10 protein-coding genes are annotated in these 11,558 nt (G+C 73.7%); 5 read left to right on the plus strand and 5 right to left on the minus strand.

Features of this window, described 5'->3' with window-relative positions:
* Positions 1–5: 5 nt before the first annotated feature.
* On the plus strand, positions 6–1,178 hold the full coding sequence (locus ABZ809_RS25755) for a zinc-dependent alcohol dehydrogenase (protein WP_357565166.1): 1,173 nt from the start codon (positions 6–8) through the stop codon (positions 1,176–1,178).
* 173 nt (positions 1,179–1,351) lie between these two features.
* On the opposite strand, the gene ABZ809_RS25760 is transcribed toward ABZ809_RS25755, so the two are convergent.
* Positions 1,352–2,350, minus strand: a complete 999-nt coding sequence (locus tag ABZ809_RS25760) for a hypothetical protein (RefSeq protein ID WP_357565167.1) — start codon at positions 2,348–2,350, stop codon at positions 1,352–1,354.
* A 379-nt stretch (positions 2,351–2,729) separates the two neighbouring features.
* Between ABZ809_RS25760 and ABZ809_RS25765 the strand changes: the two genes are divergently transcribed.
* The gene (locus ABZ809_RS25765) at positions 2,730–4,286 is read left to right on the plus strand and encodes a pentapeptide repeat-containing protein (protein WP_357565168.1); all 1,557 of its coding nucleotides are present in this window, start codon (positions 2,730–2,732) and stop codon (positions 4,284–4,286) included.
* Positions 4,287–4,345: 59 nt separating this feature from the next.
* Here the strand turns inward: ABZ809_RS25765 and ABZ809_RS25770 are convergent, their stop codons facing one another.
* Both ABZ809_RS25770 and ABZ809_RS25775 read right to left on the minus strand, forming a co-directional pair.
* Positions 4,346–4,768, minus strand: a complete 423-nt coding sequence (locus ABZ809_RS25770; protein WP_357565169.1) for an SUKH-4 family immunity protein — start codon at positions 4,766–4,768, stop codon at positions 4,346–4,348.
* Positions 4,769–4,803: 35 nt separating this feature from the next.
* Positions 4,804–6,282: a glutamate--cysteine ligase gene (locus ABZ809_RS25775; protein WP_357565170.1), complete on the minus strand. Its 1,479-nt coding sequence runs from the start codon at positions 6,280–6,282 to the stop codon at positions 4,804–4,806.
* 183 nt (positions 6,283–6,465) lie between these two features.
* Between ABZ809_RS25775 and ABZ809_RS25780 the strand changes: the two genes are divergently transcribed.
* The gene (locus tag ABZ809_RS25780) at positions 6,466–6,804 is read left to right on the plus strand and encodes a DUF3817 domain-containing protein (RefSeq protein WP_357565171.1); all 339 of its coding nucleotides are present in this window, start codon (positions 6,466–6,468) and stop codon (positions 6,802–6,804) included.
* Between the two features lie 14 nt (positions 6,805–6,818).
* On the opposite strand, the gene ABZ809_RS25785 is transcribed toward ABZ809_RS25780, so the two are convergent.
* Both ABZ809_RS25785 and ABZ809_RS25790 read right to left on the minus strand, forming a co-directional pair.
* Positions 6,819–7,679 (minus strand): alpha/beta hydrolase, encoded by an 861-nt coding sequence (locus tag ABZ809_RS25785; protein WP_357565172.1) that lies wholly within the window; start codon positions 7,677–7,679, stop codon positions 6,819–6,821.
* A gap of 51 nt (positions 7,680–7,730) precedes the next feature.
* On the minus strand, positions 7,731–8,279 hold the full coding sequence (locus tag ABZ809_RS25790) for a hypothetical protein (protein ID WP_357565181.1): 549 nt from the start codon (positions 8,277–8,279) through the stop codon (positions 7,731–7,733).
* Between the two features lie 165 nt (positions 8,280–8,444).
* Here ABZ809_RS25790 and ABZ809_RS25795 point away from each other — a divergent pair, with 165 nt between their 5' ends.
* On the plus strand, positions 8,445–9,569 hold the full coding sequence (locus tag ABZ809_RS25795) for a Vms1/Ankzf1 family peptidyl-tRNA hydrolase (protein ID WP_357565173.1): 1,125 nt from the start codon (positions 8,445–8,447) through the stop codon (positions 9,567–9,569).
* Positions 9,562–11,325 carry a thiamine pyrophosphate-binding protein gene (locus ABZ809_RS25800; protein ID WP_357565174.1) on the plus strand — a complete coding sequence of 588 codons (1,764 nt, stop codon included), beginning with the start codon at positions 9,562–9,564 and terminating at the stop codon, positions 11,323–11,325. The genes ABZ809_RS25795 and ABZ809_RS25800 overlap by 8 nt, the downstream gene beginning before the upstream one ends.
* Positions 11,326–11,558: the final 233 nt, after the last annotated feature.

Below are 11,558 nucleotides of genomic sequence, written 5' to 3' on the forward strand. Positions count from 1 at the left end.
CGCCGATGAAGGCCGCCGCCTGGATGGGCAGGGACAGCGTCAAGGTCGTCGACGTGCCCGACCCGACCATCATGAACGCGCGCGACGCGATCGTACGGGTCACCTCGACCGCGATCTGCGGTTCCGACCTGCACCTCTACCACGGCTACATCCCCGCCTTGCGCAAGGGCGACATCCTCGGTCACGAGTTCATGGGCGAGGTGGTGGAGGTCGGCCCGCAGGTACGCAACCTGCGCCCCGGCGACCGCGTGGTGGTGCCGTTCCCGATCGCCTGCGGGCACTGCACCGCCTGCCAGCGCGGCCTCTACTCCGTCTGCGAGAACTCCAACCCCAACGCCGGGGTGGCCGAGAAGATCATGGGTCACTCGCCGGCCGGCATCTTCGGCTACTCCCACCTGCTCGGCGGCTACGCCGGCGGTCAGGCCGAGTACGCCCGGGTGCCGTTCGCCGACGTCGGGCCGGTCAAGGTGCCGGACGAGGTGCCCGACGACCAGGCCGTGCTGCTCGCCGACGTGTTTCCCACCGGCTTCATGGGCGCGGAGATGTGCGACATCACGCCGGGCGACGTGGTCGCCGTGTGGGGCGCCGGACCGGTCGGGCTGCTCGCCGCCGCCAGCGCCCGGATGCTCGGGGCGGAACGGGTGATCGTCATCGACCGGTACCCGTACCGGCTGCGGTTGGCCGAGGAGCACGCCGGCGCGGAGACCGTCAACTACGACGACACCGACGTGCTCGACGCGCTCAACGCGATGACCGCCGGCCGGGGACCGGACGCCTGCATCGACGCGGTCGGCCTGGAGGGGCACCACGGCAACGCCGCCGTGTACGCGTACGACCGGGCGAAGCAGGCCGTCAAGGCCGAGACGGAACGGCCCTTCGCGCTGCGCCAGGCGATCCTCGCCTGCCGCAGCGGCGGCGTGGTCTCGGTGATCGGCGCGTACGGGGGGTTCGTCGACAAGTTCCCGATGGGCGCGTTCATGAACCGCTCGCTGAGCATGCGCACCGGCCAGTGCCACGTCCAGCGCTACACCCGACCGTTGCTCGACCGCATCCGGCGCGGGGACATCGACCCCAGCTTCGTCGTCAGCCACCGGATGCCACTGAAGGACGCGGCCAAGGGCTACAAGATCTTCCAGAAGAAACAGGACGCCTGCACCAAGGTAGTCCTCAAAACCTGACCCACCCCGCCCGCCCCGCCCCACCCCGCCCCACCCCGCCCGCCCCGCCCCGCCCCGCCCCGCGATCATGCACTTGTGGCCCGGCCGTTGTCGCTCATGTTCCTTTTGTCGGGGCAGGAAGTGCAAGATCGCGTAGAAGGGGGCGGGGGCGCGGGGCGGGTGGGCGGGTGGGGTCAGGACCAGGGGGCGGTGGGGTACCAGGGGATGATCTCGCGGCGGGCGAGGAGTCGGACGTCCCAGTAGAGGAACGTGAAGGCGCCAGCGACGATGAACGCCACGGCGGTCAGGACCGCCAGGCGGCTCGGCCGGGTGCTGAACCAGCGTTGCAGGCGGGAGCCGGCGAGCCAGGCCAGCAGCAGGAAGAGCACCGCCATGATGACGATGTTCCCGAGCGACTGGAGGGTGAACGCCGCCGCGCCGTAGAGCGGGTTGCCGCTCTCCGCGGCGTCGCGGAACATCTGCCGGAACAGCGCGAAGGGCCGGCCGATCAGGAAACCGGCGATCAGCGCGCCCATGAAGACCATCGGGGCGTTGGGGAACCGCCGGGCGATCCGGGCGAACGGGTCCGGCACGACGCCCAGCGCGGCCAGTCCGAGATAGATCATGATGAGCCCGATCGCGCCGAACACCACCATGGACTGGATGCTTCTCGGCGACAGGCCGCCGGGCGCGTTGGGGGCGGTGGAGAACTGCGGCATCGAGGTGCCGACGACGCCGACGATCGCGCCGTAGACGGCCGACACCGCGATCATCCCGACCGACATCCAACCCAGCGGCTTCAGCGGCGCGACGAACCGGCTGAACCTGCCGCCCGTGGTGCCGGCGAGCGGGGCGAGGGCGCCGAACGCGGCGATGTTGCAGGCCGTGAACGTGCCCGCGACGCCGGATACGAAGGCGAACAGGATGCCGGCCGCGACGCCCTGGATGGGTGTCTCCTTGGCGTCGTGACCGAGCATGGTGTTGGCGACGCTGTCGCCGATGGTCCGGTCCACGAACTCCGCCGACCAGATCACGGTCAGCAGGAAGCCGCCGAGGACGCTGAGCAGGATGATCAGGCCCCGCCGCCGGGGAAAGTGCCCGTTGACGAACGCGGACGTCCCGGTCCGTGGGGCGTCGGACGGGATCCGGACGGGCGCGTCGGCTCGCTGGGGAGACCTGTGGGTCTGCGTCACATGCGCTCCTCTGGGTTGGGGGAGAAGACCGCTGGGAGGGAACGGGGGCGCGGCGCGTCGACCGCCGGCTCCGGCGGCTCCGCCGGAGGGCGATTCAGTTGCGTACGTCGATGGCCGCGTTTCATCATGGGGTGGCCGCCCGCACCGCATTTCTTCGATCGTGCGCAATCTGCCCGGAGCACCCTGCCGGGTCAGCGGGCCGGGCAACTCCGAAACCGGCAGATCGGCCGCCTCCAGGGCGGAACCCGCAGGCGTACCCCCGGGGTCGTCGAGGTGTCGCGTCGGTGTCACCGCCCACCGCTATCCTGCGCCGGCACGCCGGGCCGTCCGGCGGCTAACGTCCGGCGGCTGGGCTGCCGAGCCGGGTCTGGAGGGGCACGTGACAGTCGACGAGGCAGGCGCCGAGGAGTGCCGGGTCGCCGCCAGGCAGGCGATGGAGGCGACGGGCGCGCGGCGGGAGGCCGCCCTGCGGCGGCTGGCGGAACTCGGCGCCGCCGACCCCGCGCTGCGCCGGCACGCGGCCGACGCGGTCTGCGCCTACCTGCGTACGCCGCCCGCCCCGGAGGGCGCGGACGTCGACGCGCGACGGTTGGCGCTGCGGGTACTCGCCGGGTTGCTGCCCCCCGCCGACGAGGACAGCGGGCCGTGGCCGGACCTGGCCGTGGACCTGTCGGAGGCGACCCTCGTGGATGCCGACCTGGGCGGTCGTGCGCTGGCCGAGGCCCGCTTCACCGACACCCGGTTCCTCGGGTCGACCTCGTTCGCCGACGCGCGGTTCACCGGCGACGCGGTGTTCGCCCGCGCGGTCTTCCACGGCGAGGCCCGGTTCGACGGTGCCCGCTTCGTCTCCGACGCCGTGTTCGGACGTGCCCGGTTCCGGGGCCCGGCGAGCTTCGAGCGGGTCGGCTTCGCCGGGCTGGCCTGGTTCGGGCGGGGCGAGGAGGAGATCTGGGAGGAGGACGACCCGGCCTGGGACACGATCGAGGAGATCGAACCCGCCCCGTGGGACGAGCCGAACGAGGACGACCCGGGCTGGCCGGTCGCGGTGCTCATGGGCGACTACCAGAGCTGGGAGGAGGGCGGGGACGGGGCCCGGTTCGCCGGGGCGGTGTCGTTCCGGTGGGCCCGCTTCGACGGTCCCGCCTGGTTCTGGAAGGCGCGCTTCGGGGCGGCGGCGGTGTTCCGGGACGTCCGGTTCGGCGGGCCGGTGCACCTCGACCAGACCGCCGTGGACCTCACGGGCGCCCAGCACGCCGGTACGCCCGGGGACGAGCCGGTGTGCTGGCCCCTCGGCTGGGCGGCCGAGCCCGGGCCGCACGGGGGGAGCCGGCTCACGCCGGACGAATCCGTCGCGCCGTACGCCCGCCAGCTCGCCGACCCCGATGCCGACGTCCGCCGTGCGGGGCTCCGGGTCCTCGGCGAGCTCGGTGACGCGCGGCCGGAGCTGCGCCAGCGGGTGGTCGACACCGTGTGCGCGTACCTGCGGGTGCCGCTGCCGTTCGACGTGACCGGCGAGCTGGCCGCCGGCCAGGCCGCGGAGATCCAGCTGCGGCGTGCCGCCCAGCGGCTGCTCACCGAGCGGCTGCGCCCGGAGTCCGCCACGCCCGACGGGCCACGGCACTGGCCGGACGCGAACCTGTCGCTGTGCGGCGCGACGCTGCTCGACCTCGACCTCGGCGGCTGCCGGATCGGCTACGCGGACTTCACCGGCGCCCAGTTCCACGGTGCCACCCGCTTCGACGCCAGCACCTTCACCGGCGCCGTCTTCCGGCTCGGTGGTCCGGAGGGGCGGGCCTCGTTCCACGGCGACGTCAGCTTCACCGGTGCGCGGCTCGACCGCTGGCGTTCGGCCCGCGACGTCCTCGGTGCCGTCGTGTTCCACGGCGGCGTCGTCCTCGACGACGATTCCGAAACCGGGCCGGCGGACAACGGCTGAGTGCGGACCGCACGGGCGCCCGGGGCGGCACCCGGTGGCGGACGCGTGAGGCCGCCCCGTCAGATCATGCCGTAGCCGAGTTCCTCCGCCGCCAGCGACCAGAAGCGGTTCTCGTGCGCCACCGAGACCGGATCGATCTCGCGGAAGCGGTCGGCGAGCCGCTCGCCGACCGCTTCGAGGTCGTCGTCGGCGTCCTCGGGCAGCGCCGCGGCGGCCACCTGCGCCTGCACGAACGCCTCCGCGCACGCGGCGAACGCGTCCACCGTGGCGTTCACCGGCTCGGACCCGTCGTCGTCCACCAGGCAGACCGTGTCCGTGGCAGGGTCCACGAGGAGCCGGGACAGCCCGGTGTCCTCGGCGAGGACGACCACGGCACCGTCCACCCGAGGGCTCGCGAGCCAGGTGCCGGGATAGGGGAGTCGGTCCCGCAGGGGCAGGATGCGGGCGAGGGCGGCCTCGATCGTCGCGTCGTCGGTCGGCACCCGGCCACCCTAACCGGATCTTCGACAGCGTGCGGTCAGGGGATCGGCCATTCGTGGACCGGCCGGTTGCTGTGCATCAGCGTCACGTAGTGCCGCACCACCTCGCGCAGCGCCTCCGGCCGGTCGAGGTGGTCGGTGGCCTCCAACCGGTGCAGGGTCTCCACCTGCCAGGTCGCCCCGTTGCGCCCGGTCAGGCAGCGCTGCTCGATGATGCCGAGCAGCCGGTCGCGCTCGCCCGGGTCCAGGCCCCACCGGTCCAGCCCGTGGTAGGCCAGCGGCAGCAGCCGGCGCAGCACCAGCTCGGTGACCGGGAGGTAGCCCAGGCCGGGCCAGAAGACCTGCGCGTCGATGCCGTGCCGGGCGCAGCTCGTGAAGTTCTCCTCGGCGGCGCTGAACGACATCTGCGACCACAGCGGCCGGTCGGCCTCGGCGAGCGCCCGGACGAGGCCGAAGTAGAAGGCGCCGTTGGCGACGGTGTCGAGCACCGTCGGCCCGGCCGGCAGCACCCGGTTCTCCACCCGCAGGTGCGGGCGGCCCTTCAGCACGTCGTAGACGGGGCGGTTCCAGCGGTAGACCGTGCCGTTGTGCAGCCGCAGCTCGGCGAGCCCCGGCACGTCTCCCCGGGCGAGGGCCTCGGCCGGGTCCTGCGGGTCGCAGACCGGCAGCAGCGCCGGGAAGTAGCGGACGTTCTCCTCGAACCGGTCGAACACGGTGGTGATCCAGCGTTCCCCGAACCAGACCCGGGGGCGTACCCCCTGGGCCTTGATCTCCTCCGGCCGGGTGTCGGTCGCCTGCTGGAACAGCGGGATCCGGGTCTCGCGCCACAGTTCCCGGCCGAAGAACAGCGGCGCGTTCGCGCCGAGCGCCACCTGGATCCCGGCGATGGCCTGGGCGGCGTTCCAGTAGTCGGCGAACTGGGCGGGGCTGACCTGGATGTGGAACTGGGTGCTGGTGCAGGCCGCCTCCGGGGTGATGGTGTCGGCGGTGACCGCGAGCCGCTCCACGCCGTTGATCGCGATCCGCAGGTCCTCCCCGCGGGCGGCGAAGATCTGCTCGTTGAGCAGTGCGTAGCGCGGGTTGGCCGACAGGGTCGCGGCGGTCAGGTGCTCCGGGTGCAGCGTCGGCAGGATGCCGATCATCACGAGGTGCGCGCCGACGCCCCGGGCCTTGGCGTCCGCGGCGTTGAGGCTGGCCCGGATGGCCGCCTCGAAACCGGCGGTGCCGGTGCCGGCCAGCCGGCGCGGCGGCACGTTGATCTCGACGTTGAACTGGCCCAGCTCGGTCTGGAAGCTCGGGTCGGCGATGGCGGCGAGCACGTCGGCGTTGCGCATGGCCGGCATCGACCGGTCGTCGACCAGGTTCAGCTCGATCTCCAGCCCGGTCATCGGGCGCTCGACGTCGAACCGGGACTCCCGGAGCATCTCGGCGAAGACGTCGAGGCATCTTCGCACCTTCTCCCGGTAGCGGGCCCGATCCTCCCGGCTGAAGGTCCGTGCGCCGACTTCCTCGCCCATGGTCACCACCCTGTCACCGCTGGTTCCCCTAACCTCGCACGACCGGGGCGGGCCGGGGAAGACCCGAAGGTCCCTTACGTACCCAGCCGGGGCCCGCGTGATCCCCGTCGCCCCCGCCGATCGCGTGGCCGGCGCCCGTCGGCGGGGTGGCTAGCATGTGCGGCAACCGGTGGGGGAGTGACGATGCGCGAGAAGATCACCAAGCTGTTCGTGGCGGCGGCGATCGCCGAGGCCTGCTCCTGGCTGGCCCTGCTGATCGGCATGGCCGTCAAGTACGGTCCGCCGGACAACGAGATCGGCGTGAAGATCTTCGGCCCGATCCACGGCGCGCTCTTCGTCGTGTACGGCCTGTTGGTCCTCGTGGTGGCCCGACTGCACCGGTGGCGGCTGTGGCCGACTCTCGTGGCGCTGGCCTGCGCCGTGCCGCCGTTCGCCACCCTGTTCTTCGAGCGCTGGGCCGCCCGGCGGGGGATGCTGCGCACCGCGGGTGCCCCGGACCGGCCGCTGACCCCCGTCGGCTGACCCCGGCCGCAGTCTCAGCCCGCGAGGAAGGCCGCCAGGGTGGCGGCGAGCTGCTCCGGCGCCTCCTCGGCCATGTGGTGACCCGAGTCGATCGAGGCGTCCCGGACGTCGTGGGCCCAGTCCCGCCAGATCGCCGTCGGGTCGCCGTACAGGTCGACCATGTCGTCCCGCTCCGACCAGCAGAACAACACCGGGCAGCCGATCCGCCGGCCGGCGGCCCGGTCGGCGTCGTCGGCCGCCCGGTCCGGGCCGAGCCCGGCCCGGTAGTCCTCGCACATCGCGTGCACCGTCGCCGGGTCGTGGATGGCGCGCCGGTAGTCGGCGTACGCCTCCTCGCCCATGGCGTCCGGCGACCCGCCGTACCAGGCGTCCGGGTCGGCGGTGATCACCCGCTCCGCCGGCTTGTCGGACTGGCCGAGGAAGAACCAGTGCCACCAGCGGGCCGCGAACCGGGCGTCGGCGCGCGCGAGGGCCTCCCCGATCGGCACCCCGTCGAGGACGCCCATCCGGCTGACCCGGTCGGGGTGGTCCAGCGCCGTGCGCATCGCCACGTAGCAGCCCCGGTCGTGCCCCACCACGGCCGCGCGGTCGTGGCCGAGGGCGTCGAGCAGGCCGACCACGTCGCGGGCCATCGCCCGCTTGGCGTACGTGGTGTGCCCGGGGTCGCTCGGCGGCTTCGACGAGCCACCGTAACCCCGCAGGTCCGGGCAGATCACGGTGTGCTCGCGGGCCAGCAGGGGCGCGACCCGGTGCCAGGTCGCGTGGGTGCGCGGATGCCCGTGCAGCAGCACCACGGGCGGGCCGGAGCCGCCGTGGCGTACCCGTAGCCGGACCTCGCCGACGTCGATCTGCTCCAGCGCGAACCCCTCGAACATGGACCCAGGGTGCCCGCGGGCGCGACGCCGGAAACCGCCCGGCCGGCGCCGTCAGGTCAGCGCGGACCAGGCGAGCAGGGCGGCGACCACCAGCGCCCCCAGCATCGCCTGGAGCAGCAGCGGCGGCCCGAGGTGCGACCACAGGGTGGCGGTACGGGGGGTGAGCAGCTGGCCCGTCGTCAGGTTCACGATCCGCTCGATTTTCGGCGGCAGGTCCGGGTCGCCCTGCCGGCGCAGCGTGAGCTGCACGTGGTCGGCGGGGTGCAGGGCGCTCTGCGGCAGGTGCCCGTGCAGCTCGACCTCGCAGAGCCGCCCGGCGGTGTCGCGCAGCCGCACCGGGGTGACCAGGTATTCCGGGCCCTTCTTGAGATCCTTGAACCGGCGGCGGGCCGCGCCGGAGCCGGCGGAGAGCAGGGAACGGGCCAGCGCCAGCAGCAGCCCGGCCACGCTGGCCGCGGCGAGCACCGCGACCAGCACCGGCTGGCCGATGCGCACCTCGCGTGAGTAGCCGTCCATCAGGCGGACGATCCGCCCTGTGACGATCCGGTCCGCCGGGTGGACGATCCGCCGGATCTGCAGCTCGCTGTCCATCGCCCCCACCCAGAGTCCGGTTTCCTTCACTCATGGTATCGGCCATTCGGGCTGAACGACATGAATGAAATCCGGTCACGCGGGGGCGCGGCGGCTGCCGGCAGGCTCCCCGCCGCCAGGTGACAACCGGATCGGCCTGGGTAAGCGGGGGGCCGAGCTGGAAAGGGGTCGAGCATGCAGCTGTCCTTCCTGCGCCCGCTCTACGACCGGCCGGGCCCGTGGGTCTCGGTGTACCTGGACGCCTCCGCCAACACGGAGGACGCCCACCCGGCGCTCGATCTGCGCTGGCGTGCCCTGCGGGACCAACTTCAGCAGCAGCGCGCCGACGTGGACACCATCGACGCCGTCGAACGCGTCGTCCGGGGGCACGACCCGATGCCGGGCGACTACGGGCTGGCGGTCTTCGGCGCCCGGGGCCGGGTGGTGCTGTCGGAGTACCTGTCCGCCCCGCCGCTGCGGGACCTCGCCGCGTACACCCCGCTGCCGCACGTGATGCCGCTGCTGGCGCAGCGCGGCGAGCAGGTCGCCTGGGTGCGGGTGCTGGCCGACCGGACCGGGGCCGACGCCGTGGCGATCAGCGCGGGCGGCGTGCCCCGCCGCGCCCACGTCACCGGCCGGGAGGACTTCCAACTGCGCCGGGTGCAGCCCGGCGGCTGGTCGCAGTCCCGGTACCAGCGGGCCGCCATGGAGGCCTGGCACCACAACGCCGGGGACGTCACCGCCGCGACCGTGGAGCTGGCCGAACGGGTCGGCGCCGAGGTGGTGGTGGTCGCCGGCGACGTACGCGCCACCGGCATGATCGCCGCCCAGATGCCACCGCGCTGGCAGGACATGATGGTCCGCACGGACGCCGGCTCCCGGGCCGGCGGCGCCGAGCAGACCCTGCTCGACGACCTCACCGTGCAGACCATCGCCGAGGTGGCCGACCAGCGGATCACCGCCGCGCTGGACCGGTTCGGCATGCAGGAGGACGTCGGCGCCGGCCTCGACGCCGTGGTCTCCGCCCTGCAACGCAACCAGGTCGAGACGATGCTCATGGTCGACGACCCGTCGGCCACCGGCGAGCTGTGGATCGGGTCGGCGCCGACCGAGATCGCCACGGACCCGGGGCAACTCGCCGCCATGTCCGTACGCGATCCGGAGAAGGTCCGCGCCGACGCCGCGCTGGTGCGCGCGCTGGTGGGCACCGACGCCGAGCTGACCGTGCTCGGCCCCGACGAGGCGCCGGAGCTGACCGACGGGGTCGGGGCGGTGCTGCGGTACGTCGACGCCGGCACGCCGGGGCGTGGGAATGGCTGAGCGTACGGTCGCCGACCTGGTGGTCGAGCGACTGCGCGCCTGGCGGGTACCCCGCGTCTTCGGTTACCCCGGAGAGGCCATCGCCCCGGTGGTCGAGGCGTTGGACGCCTCGGGCGGGGACCCGTCGTTCATCCCGGCCCGGCACGAGGAGACCGCCTCCTACATGGCCACCGGGCACGCCAAGTTCACCGGCGGGATCGGGGTCTGCCTGGCGACCCAGGGGCCCAGCGCCGTCCAGCTGCTCAACGGCCTCTACGACGCCAAGCTGGACAGCAAGCCGGTGGTGGCGATCGTCGGCGAGGACGTCTCCGGCCCGCTCGGCGGTGCCCACCAGGAGATCGGGCTGAGCCGGCTGTTCGCCGACGTGTGCAACCAGTTCGTCCGGTACGGCCGTACGCCCGGCGGGGTGCCGGCCCTGCTCGACCAGGCGTTCCGCACCGCGGCGGCCACCCGCAGCCCGGTCTGCGTGGTGCTGCCGCGCCAGTTGCAGGAGGCCGCCGTGCCCGACCTGCAACCGCACGCGGCCGGGGTGCTCGCGGCGACCCCGGGGGAGCCGCTGGCCCGGGTCCTGCCGCACGAGGAGGACCTGGACGCCGCCGCCCAACTGCTCGGCAACGGACAGCGCACCGCGATCCTGGTCGGTCAGGGCGCCCGGGGCGCGGCCGGGGAGATCGTCGCCCTCGCCGACCGGCTCGGCGCGGGGGTGGCGGCCTCCCTGCTGGGCAAGCCGGTGCTCGACGAGCGGCTGCCCTTCCACGCCGGTGTGCTCGGCGAGGTCGGCACGCCCGCCGCCGCCGAACTGATGGGCGGCTGCGACACGCTGCTGCTGGTCGGTACGAACAACCCCTGGACGGACTACTTTCCGATGCCGGGTCAGGTCCGCACGGTGCAGATCGACATCGACGGCCGCCGGATCGGCACCCGCTACCCGGTGGACGTGCCGCTGGTGGGTGACGCCCAGGAGACGCTGCGGGCGTTGCTGTCCCGGGTGCCGGACCGGCCCAGCCCGCGGTGGCGGGAGACCGTGGAGGGCTCGGTCGACCGGTGGCGGGCCGAACGGGCCGACCGGGCCGCCGGCCCCGCCGAGCCGGTGAACCCCCAACTGGTGATGCACGAACTCTCCACCCGGGTGCCGCGGCGCGGCGCGGTGGCGGTGGACGTCGGATCGGTCATCTACTGGTACGCGCGCCACCTGGAACTGCCCCCGGGGGTCAACGCGCAGTTGTGCGGCACGCTCGGCTCGATGGGCTGCGCGCTGCCGTACGCGGTCTCGGCCAAGCTCGCCGCTCCGGACCAGCCGGTGATCGCCCTGCTCGGCGACGGGGCGATGCAGCTCAACGGGCTGGCCGAGCTGATCACCGTGGCGCACCACTGGCGGGACTGGCGCGATCCCCGCCTCGTGGTGCTGGTGCTCAACAACCGGGACCAGTCCGGCATGGGCGGCGGCCGTGCCGCGTCCACCGACCCGACACACCGGCGCCCCGACGTGCCGTACGCGGGCTGGGCGCGACTGCTCGGCCTGCACGGGGTGCGGGTCGACCGGCCGGAGCTGGTGGGGGCGGCCTGGGACGAGGCGCTGGCCGCCGACCGGCCCTGCGTGCTGGAGGCCGTGGTCGACCAGGCGGTGTCCCTGGCGCCGCCCGAGCCGGCGTTCGCGGATTTGCGCTCCGTGTTCGCCGACGGCGACGCCGCCCGACGGGTCCGCGACCGCATGCTCGCCACCGAGGTGACCGCAGAAGCCGACAACCTCCTCTAACAACTCATCTCTCACACCCACCAGACCGGGAGGCGGTGCACCAGAACGCCGTTCCCTCCACGCCCTCCCGCCCCACGCCCTCCCGCCCCACGCCCTCCCGCCTCGGCGATCTTGCACTTTTGGCCCCTGGGATGGGGCATTTGCGCTGTTTGTCGGGGCAGGAAGTGCAAGATCGCGGGCGCGGGCGCGGGCGCGGGCGCGGGCGCGGGCGCGGGCGCGGGGCGCGGGCGCGG

It is taken from the genome of Micromonospora sp. NPDC047074, assembly GCF_040643815.1.
GTDB lineage: Bacteria > Actinomycetota > Actinomycetes > Mycobacteriales > Micromonosporaceae > Micromonospora.

What these genes read in the sequence shown, in the direction of transcription:
- ABZ809_RS25755 (WP_357565166.1), top strand. Translation starts at nt 6, where the DNA reads ATGAAGGCCGCCGCCTGGATGGGCAGGGACAGCGTCAAGGTCGTCGAC.
- ABZ809_RS25775 (WP_357565170.1), bottom strand. Translation starts at nt 6,282, where the DNA reads ATGGGCGAGGAAGTCGGCGCACGGACCTTCAGCCGGGAGGATCGGGCC.
- ABZ809_RS25780 (WP_357565171.1), top strand. Translation starts at nt 6,466, where the DNA reads ATGCGCGAGAAGATCACCAAGCTGTTCGTGGCGGCGGCGATCGCCGAG.
- ABZ809_RS25785 (WP_357565172.1), bottom strand. Translation starts at nt 7,679, where the DNA reads ATGTTCGAGGGGTTCGCGCTGGAGCAGATCGACGTCGGCGAGGTCCGG.
- ABZ809_RS25795 (WP_357565173.1), top strand. Translation starts at nt 8,445, where the DNA reads ATGCAGCTGTCCTTCCTGCGCCCGCTCTACGACCGGCCGGGCCCGTGG.
- ABZ809_RS25800 (WP_357565174.1), top strand. Translation starts at nt 9,562, where the DNA reads ATGGCTGAGCGTACGGTCGCCGACCTGGTGGTCGAGCGACTGCGCGCC.